The following is a 16,797-nucleotide window of genomic DNA, read 5'->3' on the forward strand; positions in this document are numbered from 1 at the left end:
CCATGTTTTTCCCCAGACTCTGAAGGATCGCCCGTGAGCCAGTCCCTGATCGCTGCCCTGCAAAACCCGGCTTTATACCCTCACCCGGTTGAAGCGTTTCAAGTCATCGAAACCCATATTTCCTGGGTCGTCCTGACCGGCCCGTATGCCTATAAGCTGAAGAAGCCGATGAACTTCGGGTTTCTGGATTTCACCGATCTGGAAAAGCGCGGGCACTTCTGCAACGAAGAACTGCGCCTCAACCAGCGCCTGACCGAAGATTTGTATCTTGAAGTGTTGCCGATTACCGGCAGTGCCGAAGCCCCGCAATTGGGCGGTGACGGCCCGGTCATCGAATACGCGCTGAAAATGCGCCAGTTCCCGCAGAGCCAGTTGCTCAGCACCTTGCAAGCCAACGGCGAACTGACCAGTGCGCACATCGATGAGATGGCCAAGCAAATCGCGCACTTCCATCTCACGGCGCCAAAAGTCCCGCAAGAACACCCGGCAGGTACCCCGGATGAAGTGATGGCGCCGGTTCGCCAGAATTTCGACCAGATCCGTCCGTTCCTGAGCGACAAGTCTGACCTGGCTCAGTTGGACGCTCTGCAAGCCTGGGCCGAGAGCAGCTTCGAGCGCCTCAAGCCGCTGTTCTCCCAGCGCAAAACAGACGGTTTCACCCGCGAATGCCACGGCGATATTCACTTAGGCAACGCCACGTTGATCAATGGCCATGTGGTGATCTTCGACTGCATCGAGTTCAATGAGCCATTCCGTTTCACCGATGTGTATGCCGATACCGGCTTCCTGGCCATGGACCTTGAAGACCGGGGCCTCAAGTCCCTGGCGCGCCGCTTTATCAGCCAGTACCTGGAACTGACCGGCGACTATCAGGGCCTGGAGGTGCTGAACTTCTATAAAGCCTATCGCGCCTTGGTCCGCGCCAAAATCGCGCTGTTCAGCATGCCAAGCGAAGCCAGCCCGGTGCAACGCGCCACGACCCTGCGCCAATACCGCAACTACGCCAACCTGGCGGAAAGCTATAGCACCATTCCTTCGCGTTTCCTGGCCATTACCCACGGTGTGTCGGCCGTCGGTAAAAGCCACGTGTCCATGCGTTTGGTTGAAGCCCTTGGCGCTGTACGCCTGCGCTCGGACGTGGAGCGCAAGCGCCTGTTCGGCGAGCAACACGTGGAGAACACGCCACAAGCCGGCATCTATGCCGCCGACGCCAGCGCAGCGACCTACGCACGGTTGAATGAAATTGCCGACACCGTGCTGCGCGCCGGTTACCCAGTGGTGCTGGACGCTACTTTCCTGAAACGCGAGCAACGCGATGCTGCTGCTAAAGTAGCTGAGGCCACAGGCGCGCCCTTCCTGATCCTGGATTGCAATGCGCCGCAAGCCGTTATCGCCAGCTGGTTGGCGCAACGTCAGGCGGACAAAAACGATCCTTCCGACGCGACACTGACGATTATCGAAGAACAGCAAGCCAATCGCGACCCGCTGACTGCCGAGGAATTGCTCCTCAGCAAACGCGTCGAAACGAACGAAAGTGGCACCCTCGACGCGTTGGTGGCGCATATTCGTCAGCGCCTGCCCGGCCTGTAAGAAAAATTTCTTGGTCGTGTCGCCTGCTTAGGGGGCACGGCCAAGCAATAGTGGCACTATAATGGCGTCATAAATCCAACAGGAGTCGCCTTCATGAGTCAGCCCAAGCTTCTTGATACTCCGCTTTACTCGCTCCTGCACAAAGACGATATCCGAGGCTTCAACCAGGAGCGCCCAAAAGACGGCGTCATCGACATGCGCGGTGGCGACTTCCGTGGATTGGACTTGCGTGAGCTGAATACCACCGGCGTGGATTTTACCGACGCCTATTTCCGCTCCGCCGACCTGCGCGGCCTGGACCTGCGCGACTGCCCAATGGAAGGCGCCAGCCTGGCCCACGCACAAATTTCCGGCACCTACTTCCCACCCGAACTGACCGCCGATGAGATCCTCATGTCGGTTAATTTCGGTACTCGCCTGCGCTACCGCACCCGCTGAAACCCTCTGCTCCACCCCCGGTTTCGCGCAGGCGTACCGGGGACTTCCCACCTGACTGGTCTCGCCACGCCAATAAGCTTTAGGCCGTTTCCGACTAAAGAACTACGCTTTTCCTACTGAGCGCTACACTCCTGTTCAGGCTTGCCTGGTTTCGATACCCACCGCACCATTCGGCCGTCGCAAGGAGGCTTGATGAACGATGAGCTGCAACACCTGAAAAACCTCGGCAAGACGTCAGCGCAGTGGCTGCATGCGGTGGGCATCCACAGTGCGTCGGACTTGCGCCGCCTGGGTGCGGTCGATGCATACCGGGCCGTCCGGACGCGGGGGTTTCGCGCCTCGAAAGTCCTGTTGTATGCCATCGAAGGGGCATTGATGGATGTGCACTGGAATGACATTCCTGCCGAGCGCAAGGAAGCCTTGAACCGTCAATTGGACGCGCTATCGGCACGCCAGAAGAATTAGCGCGCCGACAATCCCCAACATTTACAGGCATTGCAAACAGGCGTTTGAGAAAACGCAGCGCACATGCAAAAACAAATGTTGACTCTCAAATGAGAATCGTTATGATTATCACAACTGGTCGCGAGATCAGCCGATAACTGAAAGGCCCTTGGTTCGGACTCTCAGATTATCTCCTCATCAGGCTAATCACGGTTATTTGACCCGGCTCTTGCCGGGTCTTTTTTTATCTATAAAAAGCGGCCTACGGACAATCAACGCGCAATGATCAGTGGATGCCCACGCTCCGGATGGGGCTGCACGAGCACATCCAGACCAAATACAGCCTTTAACGGTTCAGGTTGCATCACTTGCGCCGGCGTATCCAACGCGTGTGGCCGCCCCGCCTCCAGCAGCAGAATCCGATCGCAGTAACGCGCCGCCAGGTTCAGGTCGTGAAGGATCACTAGCACCGCCGCCCCACGGTCGGCAAAGGTGCGAATGGCCTGCAAGGTGGTGTGTTGATGCAAAGGGTCCAGCATCGACGTCGGCTCATCCAACAGCAACGTCTGCCCTGCCTCGCCCGGCCATAACTGCGCCAGCACCCGCGCCAGATGCACCCGCTGACGCTCGCCACCGGACAGTGCCAGGTAGCTGCGGCCGCTCAAGTGGCCGACATCTGCCGCCTGCAAGGCGGCCTCGATGATCTCGTCATCGCGCACTCGCCCGGTCTGATGCGGCAAGCGGCCCATGCCGACAACCTCTTCGACACGGAAAGCAAAGTCCAGCGTCGAGCTTTGCGGCAATACCGCCAGGCGTTGTGCCCGCTGCGCACCACTCCACTCGTTCAACGGGCGTTGATCCAACCACACCTTGCCTTGGTCGGGGAGCAGTTCACCGCACAACCCACCGAGCAACGTACTCTTGCCCGCACCGTTGGGGCCCAGCACCCCGAGCACTTCACCCGGCAACAGGTCGAGGGTGACATCTGCCAATACAGTTTTGCGACCGCGACGGATCTGCAGGTCTTCAATACGCAGCATCAGGCACGCCCCCGCAATAACAGGTAAAGAAAAAACGGCGCACCGATGAACGCAGTGACGATTCCGATCGGCAGCTCAGCCGGCGCCAAGGCAAGCCGCGCGACCAGATCGGCAAACAACAACAGGCTCGCACCCGCGAGGACCGACGCTGGTAACAGCACACGATGGTCCGGCCCCGCCAGCAAACGCACCAGATGCGGCACCACCAGCCCCACAAAACCGATCATGCCCGCGGCAGCCACCGCAGCCCCTACACCCAGCGCCGTGCAGAAAACCAACTCGCGCTTAAGCCCTTCCACATCGATGCCGAGATGATTGGCCTCCGACTCACCCAGCAGCAAGGCATTCAACGCCTTGGCTCGGCGCGGCAACCACATTGCCACCCCCGCGCTCACCAGTAACAACGGCCATAACCGCGAATAGCTGGCGCCATTGAGGCTGCCCAGGTTCCAAAATGTCAGGGTGCGTAGGGTGGCGTCGTCGGCCAGGTAGGTAAACAGACCCACCGCCGAACTGGCGAGGGCTGTGAGGGCAATGCCGGCGAGCAGCATGGTCGCGACGTTGGTCTGGCCGTTACGCCGCCCCAGTCGATAGACCAGTGCAGTTACACCCAGCCCACCCAGGAATGCACAGAACGACAGCAGATAGGGCCCGAACGCATCCGGCAAACCGCCGAAAAACGAACCACCAACAATCGCCACCGCCGCCCCCAGCGCAGCGCCGCTGGAGACCCCGACCAAACCTGGATCAGCCAGCGGATTGCGGAACAACCCCTGCATTGCCACACCCGACAAGGCGAGTACACCGCCGACGGCTAAGCCCAGCAACGTGCGCGGCAAACGGATCTGCCCCAGGATCAGCTCAGCCTGCTCCAACCCCTGGGCCTCGATCGGCAGCCCCATCAAACGCAACGCGGCCTTAAGTGTGTCCAGCAGTGGCAAGCTGACGGGGCCCAGCGCCAGCGACAGCCAGATCGCCAAGACACACAACAGCGCCAGCCCAACAAACAGCGTCTTCGGCTTGACCAGCGTGGTCATGGGGCAGGCTTAGTCTGGGACGGATAAAACCCGGCAGACAGATCCGCCAGGCTTTGTGGCATACGCGGCCCAAGCCCGCCAACCAGCAGCGTGGGATCGACCTCAAACACTCGCCCGTTCTTGGCCGCCGGCGTGGAAGCCAGGATCGGATTCTCTTTGAACAGCGCAGCACGCGCCGCATCCCCGTTCAAAGCACGATCAGCAAACACCAACACATCCGGGCTCAACCCCGCCAACGACTCCACCGAAAACGGCTTGTAGCCAGTATGCGTCGCCAAATTGCGCCCGCCCGCCTGCTGCAACATCCAGTCAGCCGCCGTGTCTTTGCCCGCAATCAGTGGTTTACCGCCCGCATGCCCCAGCAACAGCAATACGCCGGGGGCCTTTTGGGTGGACTGAGCGTTGGCAACCCAGCGTTTCTGCTGATCCAGTGCCTGCTCATATCCGGTAAACAATTCGTTGGCCTTGGCATCAGTGCCCAGCAACTTGCCCAAGTGCTGAAGGTTGCCCTTCAACGTCGGCAAGTCAGGCTGCGCCGAGAACATCTCCACCTGCACACCCGCACTGCGAATCTGCGCCAGCACCGGCGGCGGGCCCATTTCTTCGGTGCCTACCAGCACTTGCGGGCGCAAGCTCAAGATGCCTTCAGCCGACAGCTGCCGCTGGTAGCCAATACTCGGTAACGCCTTGAGGGCGTCTGGATGCTGGCTGGTGGTATCCACCCCCACCAACTTCGACTCGCCGCCCAAGGCCGTCACCCACTCAGACAACGCCCCGCCGGCACTTACCCAGCGTTGTGGCAGTTCAGAGGCTTGAGCCCCAGGGTTGAGCAGCAGTCCGACAACAAGCGCAATAGCGCTGGCACTCAGGCGCATAACAGGGTTTCCTTCCTAGGGCGGGGCCGCTCAAACGCTCATCAATGTGACAGATATGCCCTGCCCCGCATCGTATTGAGCGCCCGGTCAGCTAACGGGCGAAGCCGGCATTTGATAATTGTTTGCATTTGAACGTCAAGGCACTTAAGGATTGAAATGAAGTTTCTCTGCTCCTCCGATACCCTCGCGCCAGACAGCAGCCTGGGCTTTGAAATCGATGGTTGCAAATTGTTGGCCGTGCGCCGGGACGGTGTTGCCTACTTCTATATCAACCGTTGCCCCCATCGCGGCGTCCCACTGGAATGGCAGCCCAACCGGTTTCTCGACGACAGCGCCAGCCTGATCCAGTGTGCCACCCACGGCGCACTGTTCCTGATCGAGAGCGGCGAGTGCATCGCCGGCCCGTGTGCCGGGCAAAGCCTTACTGCCCTGCCCGGCCGCGAAGACGCCCAGGGGTTGTGGGTGGAACTCTAGTCGAGCAGTACGTCCAATCGCCGGTCCACGTAGATCTCTTCGCAGGTCACCCGCACACCATAGGCCAGCACTTCCACGCCTGCCGCTTTGGCTTCGCGCAGCGCCGCAGCATAGGCCGCATCAATCTCCACCGCCGGGCGCACGGCATCAATCCCCGAGAGATTGACGCAATACAACTGCACCGCACGCACACCGTCACGCGCCAGATGGGCCAGCTCGCGTAGATGCTTGGCGCCTCGCTGAGTCACTGCATCGGGGAAGGCGGCGATCGAAGTACCGTCAAAACCCAGGGTTACACTTTTGACTTCGACGTAGGCCGCACCGTCGGGATAGTCCAGGCGAAAGTCGATGCGGCTTTTCTCCTGACCGTAAGGCACTTCGCGCTTCAAAGCGGTAAAGCCATTGAGCTCGGTGATTACACCCGCACGCAACGCCTCCTCGACCAACTGATTCGCGCGTGCCGTATTGACGCACGCAAGTCGGCCCTGGGGCGTTTCGGCAATTTCCCACGTGCCGGGGAGCTTGCGCTTGGGGTCATTGGAGCGACTGAACCAGACCTGCCCACCTTCGACCATGCAATTAAGCATCGAGCCGGTGTTGGGGCAATGGATGGTCAGCAACTCGCCGGTGACGGTTTCGATATCGGTGAGAAAGCGCTTGTAGCGACGAATCAGCCGGGCTTCTTCAAGAGGAGGATGAAAGCGCATCAGCCTTGCCAGCTCCGTAAGCCACGGGCGATTCGCTCCACCGCCTCCTGCAGGCGGTCGAGGTTTTGCGTGTAGGCAAAGCGCACATGATGACCGGCTTTAAAGCGGCCAAAATCCAGGCCAGGGGTAAAGGCCACATGCTCGGTTTCGAGGAAGTGACGACAGAATGCGAAGGCATCACCGCCAAACGCGCTGATATCGGCATACAAATAGAACGCCCCTTCCGGCTCGACGGCGATGCCAAACCCCAACTCGCGCAAGGCAGGCAGCAGGAAGTCACGACGACGGCCGAATTCAGCGCGACGTTCTTCAAGAATGCTCAGGGTTTGCGGGGTGAAACACGCTAACGCCGCGTGCTGGGCCATGCTTGGCGCACTGATGTAAAGGTTTTGCGCCAGTTTCTCCAATTCCCCCACTGCGGCCGGGGGCGCCACCAGCCAACCCAGGCGCCAGCCGGTCATGCCGAAATACTTGGAAAAACTATTCAGGACAAATGCTTCGTCGTCGACTTCCAGCACGCTGGCCGCGTCCGTGCCGTAGGTGAGGCCATGGTAAATCTCGTCCACGACCAAGTGGCCGTTGCGCGCCTTGATGGCGGCGGAAAGCCCGGCCAATTCGTCACGCGTGAGGATCGTCCCGGTCGGGTTGGCCGGGGACGCCACGAGCGCGCCGACACTGTCTTGATTCCAGTGCTTGGCCACCAGGTCGGCGGTCAACTGGTAGCGCACTTCGGGGCCGACTGGCACCAGTTGGGCCGCGCCCTCCACCAACCGCAGGAAATGACGATTGCACGGGTAACCGGGGTCTGCGAGCAACCAGTGCTTGCCCGGATCCACCAGCAGGCTGCTGGCCAGCAGCAAAGCGCCGGAACCGCCGGGGGTGATCAGGATACGCGCGGGGTCCACGTTCAGCCCGTAGCGCTGCTGGTAGAAACCGCTGATGGCCTCGCGCAGTTCCGGCAAGCCGCGGGCGGCGGTATAACGCGTCTTGCCGTTGGCCAAAGCCGCCTGGCCGGCCTTGATGATCGGCTCGGCGGTGGTGAAATCCGGCTCGCCGATTTCCAGGTGGATCACGTCATGACCAGCGGCTTGCAGCTCATTGGCCCGCGCCAGCAATGCCATGACATGAAAAGGTTCGATGGCGCGACTGCGCGCACTGTAGGGCTGAGCCATTAGCCTTCCTTAACGGTGAGGACAAAATCTGGATTCTACCGAACCCGCGCCGTAAAACATGTTCTATTGCCTGCCCGGCGGCATGTGGCGTTCGGGCAAGTGCCTGCAAAACGACTAAAATCTAAAGCTGAGGCAATACATACCCAGCAACGGCGGGCTGTCGTAGTTTGCAACCCCATTGCCGTGGGCCTCGACAACCGGGAGTGGCGCACCCCGAATCTATCTGGTAAGTTCGCCCGCTTGCAGCCGCAGGGCCGGCAGGTGTCGGTGACGTTGCAATCCTGCGCAATGGATTAGAAGAGTGAGAGGCGGTCTATTCATGTCCACCCAAGCAAAGCAACAGCAGACTCAAGGCCTCAACGGCTTCGAACCTTACGTAGAAAAGAAAGGTGAGGAGTACATGGGCGAGCCCATGCGCGACCACTTCACCAAAATCCTGAACAAGTGGAAACAGGACTTGATGCAGGAGGTCGACCGCACGGTTGACCATATGAAGGACGAAGCAGCCAACTTCCCTGATCCGGCCGATCGTGCCAGCCAGGAAGAAGAGTTCGCCCTTGAACTACGCGCCCGTGATCGCGAGCGCAAGTTGATCAAGAAGATCGACAAGACCCTGCAGCTGATCAAGGACGAAGAATACGGCTGGTGCGAATCCTGCGGTGTCGAGATCGGTATTCGTCGCCTGGAAGCCCGCCCAACCGCGGACCTCTGTGTAGACTGCAAGACCTTGGCCGAAATCAAGGAAAAACAGGTCGGCAAGTAACCCAGCCGAACTGAACGAATGGGGCGTGCGAACGCCCCATTTTTGTTGCTGGCGTTTACCGAATTTCCAGTAGTATCCGGCCCATGACAGCCTCTACCTATATCGGGCGCTTCGCCCCCACGCCCAGCGGCCATTTGCATTTCGGTTCTCTGGTCGCCGCCCTCGCCTCCTACCTCGACGCCCGCGCCAACCAAGGCCGCTGGCTGATGCGCATGGAAGACCTTGACCCGCCCCGCGAAGAGCCCGGTGCCCAGGCGGCAATCCTGCACGCACTGGAAAGCTATGGCTTTGAATGGGACGGCGAACTGGTCCGACAAAGCGAGCGGCACGATGCCTACGCCAACGTGCTGAACGGCCTGTTCAACCACGGCCTGGCCTACGCCTGCACCTGCTCACGCAAACAACTGGAGCCTTACAACGGCATCTACCCCGGCCTGTGCCGTAATGTAGGTCACGCCCAGCAAGACGCCGCCATCCGTCTGCGCGTTCCCGAACTTGAGTACCACTTTACCGACCGCGTCCAAGGCGAATTCCGACAGCACCTGGGCCGCGATGTAGGCGACTTCGTCATCCGTCGCCGCGACGGCCTTTATGCCTATCAATTGGCTGTGGTGCTCGACGATGCCTGGCAAGGTGTGACCGACATCGTGCGCGGTGCCGACCTGCTCGACTCCACGCCACGCCAGCTTTACCTGCAAGAACTACTGGGCCTGCGCCAACCACGCTACCTGCATGTGCCGCTGATTATTCAGCCGGACGGCAACAAGTTGGGCAAATCCTACCGCTCCCCGCCACTGACACCCGACCAGGCGACGCCTTTGCTATTGAGAGCACTGCGCGCCCTCGGCCAGCAACCCGGCGCTGAGCTGTTGCACGCCAGCCCACGGGAGCTGCTGGATTGGGGCATTGCGCACTGGGATGCCAGCCGGATCCCGCGCACACTCACGCTGGCCGAAGCGCAATTGAGCTGAAGGCGCTTGCAGCTTGCCCGGCATCCGTTACCATCGCCGCACGTTTTTACACAGAGGCCAACATGTACATCTATCGATTGGTCCTGCTGCTGGTCGTCGGGATCTACCTGTTCTCCCCCGCCATCATGGATTGGTGGATCGACGCCACGGGCGCCTGGTACCGCCCTTATCTGCTGTGGCTGATCCTGATCGTCGTGACTTTCATCCTGCAGAGCCAAAAAGATGCCGATGAGCTTTAGCCTCACCCAGATGCTGCTGATCAGCGCCGCCTACCTGGCCGCGCTGTTCGGGGTGGCCTGGATCAGTGAGCGCGGAATGATTCCGCGGGCGATCATTCGCCATCCGTTGACCTACACCCTGTCCCTCGGCGTATACGCCAGTGCCTGGGCGTTCTATGGCACTGTGGGCCTGGCCTATCAGTACGGCTATGGCTTTTTGTCCAGTTACCTAGGCGTGTCCGGCGCCTTTTTGCTGGCACCGGTGCTGCTGTACCCGATCCTGAAGATCACCCGTACTTACCAGCTGTCATCCCTCGCCGACCTGTTTGCCTTCCGCTTTCGCAGTACCTGGGCCGGCGCGCTGACCACCATTTTCATGCTGATCGGCGTATTGCCATTGCTGGCCCTGCAAATCCAGGCGGTGGCCGACTCCATCAGCATCCTGACCCGTGAGCCGGTGCAACACCGCGTCGCCCTGGCCTTCTGTGCGCTGATCACGCTGTTCACGATTTTCTTCGGCTCGCGCCATATCGCCACCCGTGAAAAACATGAAGGCCTGGTGTTTGCGATTGCCTTTGAGTCAGTGATCAAGCTGATCGCCATTGGCGGCGTCGGCCTGTATGCGCTTTACGGCGTATTCGATGGCCCGCAGCAGTTGGAACTGTGGCTGCTGCAAAACCAGACCGCCCTCGCCGCCCTGCACACCCCATTGCAGGAAGGCCCATGGCGCACGCTGCTGCTGGTGTTCTTCGCCTCGGCCATCGTGATGCCGCACATGTACCACATGACCTTCACCGAAAACCTCAACCCGCGCTCGCTGGTCAGTGCCAGTTGGGGCTTGCCGTTATTCCTGCTGTTGATGAGCCTGGCGGTGCCGCTGATCCTGTGGGCAGGCTTGAAGCTGGGCGCCACCACCAACCCTGAATACTTCACCCTCGGCATCGGCATCGCCGCCAACAGCCCGGCCTTGGCGCTGCTGGCTTATGTCGGTGGCTTGTCAGCGGCCAGCGGACTGATCATCGTCACAACCCTGGCACTTTCCGGCATGGCGCTCAATCATCTGGTGCTGCCGCTGTATCAGCCGCCGGCCGAAGGCAATATCTACCGCTGGCTGAAATGGACACGCCGCGCGCTGATCGTCGCAATCATCATGGCCGGCTACGGGTTCTACCTGTTGCTGGGCGCAGGCCAAGACCTGGCCAACCTCGGCATCGTCGCGTTTGTCGCGACCTTGCAGTTCCTGCCGGGCGTGCTGTCGGTGCTGTATTGGCCGACCGCCAATCGCCGCGGTTTCATCGCCGGGTTGCTGGCGGGGATCCTGGTGTGGGTCGTGACCATGCTGTTACCGCTGGTCGGCAACCTGCAAGGCTTCTACATCCCATTGCTGAACATGATCTACGTGCTGGATGACACCAGTTGGCACATGGCCGCGATTGCTTCCCTGGCCGCCAACGTCTTGATGTTCACCCTGATCTCGCTGTTCACCAACGCCAGTCCGGAAGAAACCAGCGCCGCCGAGGCCTGCGCGGTGGATAACGTACGCCGCCCACAGCGACGCGAATTGCATGCGGCTTCCCCCAGGAATTCGCCACGCAACTGGCCAAGCCACTGGGCGCAAAAGCGGCGCAGAAGGAAGTCGAGCAGGCGCTGCGCGATCTCTATCTGCCGTTCGATGAACGGCGCCCGTACGCGCTGCGCCGTCTGCGTGACCGCATTGAAGCCAACCTGTCCGGGCTGATGGGACCGAGCGTGTCCCAGGACATGGTGGAAACCTTCCTGCCTTACAAGGCCGGCGGCGAAAACTACGTGACCGAAGACATCCATTTCATCGAAAGCCGACTGGAGGATTACCACTCACGCCTTACTGGCCTCGCCGCCGAACTCGATGCCTTGCGCCGCTACCACCGCCAGACCCTGCAGGAATTGCCGATGGGCGTGTGCTCCCTGGCCAAGGACCAAGAGATCCTGATGTGGAACAAGGCCATGGAAGAGCTCACCGGCATTGCCGCGCAGCGCGTGGTCGGTTCGCGCCTCAATACCTTGGGCGATCCCTGGAAAGAGTTGCTGCAAGGCTTCATCAACCTGCCCGACGAACACTTGCACAAACAGCACCTGGCGCTCGACGGCCAGACCCGTTGGCTCAACCTGCACAAAGCCGCTATCGACGAGCCTTTGGCGCCCGGTAACAGCGGCTTGGTGTTGCTGGTGGAAGACCTGACCGACACCCAGATGCTCGAAGACAAGCTGGTGCACTCCGAGCGCCTGGCGAGCATCGGCCGACTGGCGGCGGGTGTGGCCCATGAAATCGGCAATCCGATCACCGGTATCGCTTGCCTGGCGCAGAACCTGCGGGAAGAGCGCGAAGAAGATGGCGAAATCACCGAGATCAGCGGGCAGATCCTCGAACAGACCAAGCGTGTTTCACGCATCGTGCAGTCGTTGATGAGCTTCGCCCACGCCGGCGCGCACCAGAACCAGGACGAAGCCGTCTGCCTGGCCGAAGTGGCGCAGGATGCCATTGGGCTGCTGGCCTTGAACCGGCGCAATTTCGAAGTGCAGTTTTTCAATTTGTGTGACCCCGACCATTGGGTCGATGGCGACTCACAGCGCCTGGCACAAGTGCTGATCAACCTGTTGTCCAACGCCCGTGACGCCACCCCGGCCGGCGGCGCGGTACGCGTCAAGACCGAGGCTTTCGAACATACGGTCGATCTGATCGTCGAAGATGAAGGTAGCGGTATTCCACAGAACATCATGGACCGATTGTTCGAACCCTTCTTCACCACCAAGGACCCAGGTGAAGGTACCGGTCTGGGCCTTGCACTGGTCTATTCCATCGTTGAAGAGCATTATGGACAAATCACCATCGACAGCCCGGCTGACACCGAAAGCCAACGCGGCACCCGTATTCGGGTGACCTTGCCGCGTCATGTCGAAGCGACGTCCGCTGTGAACTGAGACCGTCGAGAGAATTGAATCAATGCCGCACATTTTGATCGTCGAAGACGAAACCATCATCCGCTCTGCCTTGCGTCGCCTGCTTGAACGTAATCAGTACCAAGTCAGCGAAGCCGGCTCGGTGCAGGAAGCCCAGGAGCGTTTCAGCATTCCCACGTTCGACCTGATTGTCAGTGACCTGCGTCTGCCTGGCGCGCCTGGCACCGAGTTGATCAAGCTTGGCCAGGGCACCCCGGTGCTGATCATGACCAGCTACGCCAGCCTGCGCTCGGCAGTGGACTCCATGAAGATGGGCGCGGTGGACTACATCGCCAAGCCTTTCGACCATGACGAGATGCTTCAGGCCGTGGCCCGCATCCTGCGGGACCGCCAGTCGGCCAGCAGTGCGCCCGCCGAGCAACGTCCGGCGGGAAAAGCCGCCGACAAACCAGGCGTCGACAACAGCAACGGCGAGATCGGCATCATCGGCTCCTGCCCACCGATGCAGGACCTGTACGGCAAGATCCGCAAAGTCGCGCCGACTGACTCAAATGTCTTGATCCAGGGCGAGTCGGGCACCGGTAAAGAGCTGGTGGCCCGCGCGCTGCACAATCTGTCCAAACGCGCCAAGGCGCCGATGATCTCGGTGAACTGCGCGGCGATCCCCGAATCCCTGATCGAGTCCGAACTGTTCGGCCACGAGAAAGGCGCGTTTACCGGTGCAAGCGCCGGGCGTGCGGGCCTGGTGGAAGCGGCGGACGGCGGCACGCTGTTCCTCGATGAGATCGGCGAACTGCCGCTGGAAGCACAAGCGCGGTTGCTGCGCGTGCTTCAGGAAGGTGAAATCCGCCGGGTAGGCTCGGTGCAATCGCAAAAGGTCGATGTGCGCCTGATCGCGGCGACCCACCGCGACCTCAAGAGCCTGGCCAAGATCGGCCAGTTCCGTGAAGACCTGTATTACCGCCTGCACGTGATCGCCCTCAAGCTGCCGGCCCTGCGTGAACGTGGCGCCGACGTCAACGAGATCGCCCACGCCTTCCTGCTGCGCCAGAGCGCACGCATCAACCGTACCGACCTGAAGTTTGCGCCGGACGCTGAGCAGGCGATTCGGCATTATTCGTGGCCTGGTAACGTGCGCGAGCTGGAAAACGCGGTTGAACGTGCGGTGATCCTGTCCGAAAGCCCGGAAATTTCCGCCGAGCTGCTGGGCATCGATATCGAGCTGAGTGACCTGGAGGACGATGATTTCATCGGCCTGGCGCCATCACAGGGCGGTAGCAATACCAGCCATGAGCCGACTGAGGATCTGTCACTGGAGGATTACTTCCAGCATTTTGTCCTTGAACATCAGGACCATATGACCGAGACCGAGCTGGCACGCAAACTGGGCGTGAGCCGTAAATGCCTGTGGGAACGCCGCCAGCGCCTGGGCATTCCTCGACGCAAGACCGGAGTCGCCAGCGAGAGTTGAGGGGGCGCCCCCACAGGTAACACCCACAGAGGTGAAAAAACTGTTACCGCGGATATTTCGCGTAACAAAAGCCGGGGCTTACGGTAACGAAGCCCCGGCTTTTTTTGGTCCGTCAAAAACCCGAAACCACCTCAACCCCCCGTTTTTACTGGGCGGCGCAAAAGTTGGCACGCACCCTGCTATATGCTTAGTACAAAAACAATAACAAGCTTTGTACAAGACAATAAAAATAAGACGAATCGACTCACGCATAACAAAAACAACACGGCGGAGGCGCAGCTAACTGATTCTTTTGGAGAGGCGTTGCATTTGGGGCTTGCCCCGCAACCAGGCCGAGAACAACAAAAACTGCCCTAAGGCAGAGCCTGAACTGGTTGGATCGTAGATCAGCAACACAGCGACCAAAGCAATCCGTTTGCTCTTGACTCCCGATTGGGAGTGTCATGAAGGTGAAACTTCATGGCGAGGGCGATCAACAAAAACAAGAAGCCCGAAACCAATAATAAAAATAGAGCACGCAACTACTTCTGGGGGAGCTTCGGCTCCCCTTGTAGTTTCTGCGATTTGACCTTTCAACGCTTACGGCGCAATGCCTGCAGCTTGTTCCTACACCATCCCCTGACTAAATGCTAGAATCCCCGCCCATCATGCGGTCATTCTTCGTTATGGCCGAACATTCCTTCAAACAGTGCATCCCATGCTGAAGAAGTTGTTCCAGTCATTCCGTTCTCCCTTGCGTCGTACGCAACACAAACGCAGCACGCCTGAAGTGCTCAACAGCAGCCAACATTCGCTGCAACGCGCTCAATTCAGCCGTTACGCCGTGAACATCGTCGAACGTTTGCAGAACGCCGGCTACCAGGCTTATCTGGTGGGCGGGTGCGTTCGCGACATGCTGCTCAATATCACACCCAAGGACTTCGACGTCGCCACCAGCGCCACGCCTGAGCAAGTGCGTGCCGAATTCCGCAATGCGCGGATCATTGGCCGACGCTTCAAGCTGGTGCATATTCACTTCGGTCGCGAAATCATCGAAGTCGCGACGTTCCGTGCCGGCCATCCGCAAAACGATGAAGAGGAAGACACCAATCAGTCCTCCCGCAACGAAAGCGGGCGCATCCTGCGCGACAACGTTTACGGCACCCTGGAAGAAGACGCGCAACGCCGCGACTTCACCATCAACGCCCTGTATTACGACCCGGTCAGCGAGCGCATCCTCGATTACGCCAATGGCGTACACGACATTCGCAACAACCTGATCCGCCTGATCGGTGACCCCGTCCAGCGCTACCAGGAAGACCCGGTACGCATGCTGCGGGCCGTGCGTTTTGCTGCCAAGCTGAACTTCGGCATCGAGCGCCATACCGCCGCGCCGATTCGCGAACTGGCCCCGATGCTGCGAGAGATCCCCTCGGCGCGCCTGTTCGAAGAAGTGCTCAAACTATTCCTCTCGGGTTATGCCGCCGACACCTTTGAAATGCTGGTGGACCTGCAGTTGTTCGACCCGCTGTTCCCGGCCAGCGCCGAGGCTTTGGAATACAACCCGACGTACACCCACACCCTGATCAGCGAAGCGCTGATCAACACCGACCTGCGCATCAAGCAGAACAAGCCGGTCACCCCGGCGTTCCTGTTTGCAGCGCTGTTGTGGCCAGCCTTGCCCAAACGCGTACTGCGCTTGCAGGAACGTGGCATGCCGCCGATCCCGGCCATGCAGGAAGCCGCCCATGAGTTGATCGCCGAGCAGTGCCAGCGCATCGCCATCCCGAAACGCTTCACCATGCCGATCCGCGAGATCTGGGACATGCAGGAGCGTCTGCCACGCCGCAGCGGCAAACGCGCTGACCTGTTGCTGGACAACCCACGCTTCCGCGCCGGCTACGACTTCCTGCTGCTGCGCGAAAGTGCCGGCGAGCAGACCGACGGCCTGGGCGAATGGTGGACCGATTACCAGGACGCCAATGACAGCGGGCGCCGCGACATGATTCGTGAGCTCGGCAGCAAAGGCGATGGCGAAGGCGCCGGCCCTAAGAAGCGTCGTCGCAGCGGCACCAAACGCAAGCGCAGTTCGGCTGACGCCTCGGGCGCTGCGGGCGAATAAACGTGGAACGCATCTACATCGGCATGGGCAGCAACCTGGCTGCCCCGGCTCAGCAATTGCGCAGCGCTGTCGAAGCACTGGCACGATTGCCAGGCACCACCGTCGCCGGCGTCTCCGCCTTTTATCAAAGTGACTCCCTGCTCCCAGGCCAACCGCGCTATACCAATGCGGTTGCTGCCTTGGACAGCAACCTTGCGCCCCTGGAGTTGCTGGATGCGCTGCAAGCCATCGAGAACGACCAAGGCCGCGAACGCCTTGAGCGCTGGGGCCCACGCACGCTCGACCTGGACATCCTGTTGTTTGGCGATCGCCTGATCGACGAGCCGCGCCTCAAGGTGCCGCACTATCAAATGCACCTGCGGGCGTTTGTGCTGTATCCGCTGGCTGAACTGGCGCCCGTCGCGCTGCAACTGCCCAACGGTCAGACGCTCAGCGAACTGCTGGCCGCCTGCCCGTTTGTCGGCCTGGAACGCCTGCCCCAAGACTGACTCGCTCAATGTGGGAGCTGGCTTGCCTGCGATACAGGCACTTCGGTCTTTCAGTCATACCGAAGTGATGC

General features: G+C 60.3%; 15 protein-coding genes and 1 pseudogene. 11 read left to right on the forward strand and 5 right to left on the reverse strand.

Going from position 1 to position 16,797, the window contains the following annotated elements; genetic code table 11:
* Positions 1-33: 33 nt before the first annotated feature.
* From AB4N92_RS07725 to AB4N92_RS07735, 3 genes are all read left to right on the forward strand, one after another.
* Positions 34-1,590, forward strand: a complete 1,557-nt coding sequence (locus AB4N92_RS07725; protein WP_198831845.1) for a bifunctional aminoglycoside phosphotransferase/ATP-binding protein — start codon at positions 34-36, stop codon at positions 1,588-1,590.
* Between the two features lie 93 nt (positions 1,591-1,683).
* Positions 1,684-2,028: a pentapeptide repeat-containing protein gene (locus AB4N92_RS07730; protein ID WP_010206561.1), complete on the forward strand. Its 345-nt coding sequence runs from the start codon at positions 1,684-1,686 to the stop codon at positions 2,026-2,028.
* A 192-nt stretch (positions 2,029-2,220) separates the two neighbouring features.
* Positions 2,221-2,493, forward strand: coding sequence for a TfoX/Sxy family protein (locus AB4N92_RS07735; RefSeq protein WP_010206563.1), 273 nt, complete (start codon positions 2,221-2,223; stop codon positions 2,491-2,493).
* 251 nt (positions 2,494-2,744) lie between these two features.
* Here the strand turns inward: AB4N92_RS07735 and AB4N92_RS07740 are convergent, their stop codons facing one another.
* From AB4N92_RS07740 to AB4N92_RS07750, 3 genes are read right to left on the reverse strand one after another with little or no spacing between them, the layout of a single operon-like run.
* A complete protein-coding gene (locus AB4N92_RS07740) occupies positions 2,745-3,512 on the reverse strand; it encodes a heme ABC transporter ATP-binding protein (RefSeq protein WP_236267416.1) in 768 nt (255 codons plus the stop codon).
* On the reverse strand, positions 3,512-4,549 hold the full coding sequence (locus AB4N92_RS07745) for a FecCD family ABC transporter permease (protein WP_010206565.1): 1,038 nt from the start codon (positions 4,547-4,549) through the stop codon (positions 3,512-3,514). Before AB4N92_RS07745 ends, AB4N92_RS07740 begins: the two co-directional genes overlap by 1 nt.
* Entirely contained in the window at positions 4,546-5,424 is an 879-nt protein-coding gene (locus AB4N92_RS07750; protein WP_021492882.1) for a heme/hemin ABC transporter substrate-binding protein, read from the reverse strand. The genes AB4N92_RS07745 and AB4N92_RS07750 overlap by 4 nt, the downstream gene beginning before the upstream one ends.
* A gap of 156 nt (positions 5,425-5,580) precedes the next feature.
* Between AB4N92_RS07750 and AB4N92_RS07755 the strand changes: the two genes are divergently transcribed.
* Positions 5,581-5,898 carry a Rieske (2Fe-2S) protein gene (locus AB4N92_RS07755; protein WP_010206567.1) on the forward strand — a complete coding sequence of 106 codons (318 nt, stop codon included), beginning with the start codon at positions 5,581-5,583 and terminating at the stop codon, positions 5,896-5,898.
* On the opposite strand, the gene sfsA is transcribed toward AB4N92_RS07755, so the two are convergent.
* Positions 5,895-6,605, reverse strand: a complete 711-nt coding sequence (gene sfsA / locus AB4N92_RS07760; RefSeq protein ID WP_069673168.1) for a DNA/RNA nuclease SfsA — start codon at positions 6,603-6,605, stop codon at positions 5,895-5,897. The two genes, AB4N92_RS07755 and sfsA, sit on opposite strands and share 4 nt — an antisense overlap.
* The gene (locus tag AB4N92_RS07765) at positions 6,605-7,777 is read right to left on the reverse strand and encodes a pyridoxal phosphate-dependent aminotransferase (protein WP_010206569.1); all 1,173 of its coding nucleotides are present in this window, start codon (positions 7,775-7,777) and stop codon (positions 6,605-6,607) included. The genes sfsA and AB4N92_RS07765 overlap by 1 nt, the downstream gene beginning before the upstream one ends.
* Before the next feature lie 319 nt (positions 7,778-8,096).
* Between AB4N92_RS07765 and dksA the strand changes: the two genes are divergently transcribed.
* From dksA to folK, 7 genes and pseudogenes are all read left to right on the forward strand, one after another.
* The gene (dksA, locus tag AB4N92_RS07770) at positions 8,097-8,540 is read left to right on the forward strand and encodes an RNA polymerase-binding protein DksA (RefSeq protein WP_010206570.1); all 444 of its coding nucleotides are present in this window, start codon (positions 8,097-8,099) and stop codon (positions 8,538-8,540) included.
* Positions 8,541-8,623: 83 nt separating this feature from the next.
* A complete protein-coding gene (gluQRS, locus tag AB4N92_RS07775; RefSeq protein WP_010206571.1) occupies positions 8,624-9,511 on the forward strand; it encodes a tRNA glutamyl-Q(34) synthetase GluQRS in 888 nt (295 codons plus the stop codon).
* 62 nt (positions 9,512-9,573) lie between these two features.
* Positions 9,574-9,750: a hypothetical protein gene (locus AB4N92_RS07780; protein ID WP_003176118.1), complete on the forward strand. Its 177-nt coding sequence runs from the start codon at positions 9,574-9,576 to the stop codon at positions 9,748-9,750.
* A pseudogene (locus AB4N92_RS07785) lies at positions 9,734-12,687 on the forward strand (sensor histidine kinase). The gene AB4N92_RS07780 and the pseudogene AB4N92_RS07785 overlap by 17 nt, the downstream one beginning before the upstream one ends.
* A gap of 22 nt (positions 12,688-12,709) precedes the next feature.
* On the forward strand, positions 12,710-14,137 hold the full coding sequence (locus AB4N92_RS07790; RefSeq protein WP_021492886.1) for a sigma-54-dependent transcriptional regulator: 1,428 nt from the start codon (positions 12,710-12,712) through the stop codon (positions 14,135-14,137).
* 697 nt (positions 14,138-14,834) lie between these two features.
* Positions 14,835-16,238: a polynucleotide adenylyltransferase PcnB gene (locus AB4N92_RS07795; protein ID WP_010206578.1), complete on the forward strand. Its 1,404-nt coding sequence runs from the start codon at positions 14,835-14,837 to the stop codon at positions 16,236-16,238.
* Positions 16,239-16,240: 2 nt separating this feature from the next.
* Positions 16,241-16,726, forward strand: coding sequence for a 2-amino-4-hydroxy-6-hydroxymethyldihydropteridine diphosphokinase (folK, locus tag AB4N92_RS07800; RefSeq protein WP_044287891.1), 486 nt, complete (start codon positions 16,241-16,243; stop codon positions 16,724-16,726).
* The last annotated feature ends 71 nt before the right edge of the window (positions 16,727-16,797 follow it).

This window comes from Pseudomonas sp. S3_A09 (genome assembly GCF_054668065.1).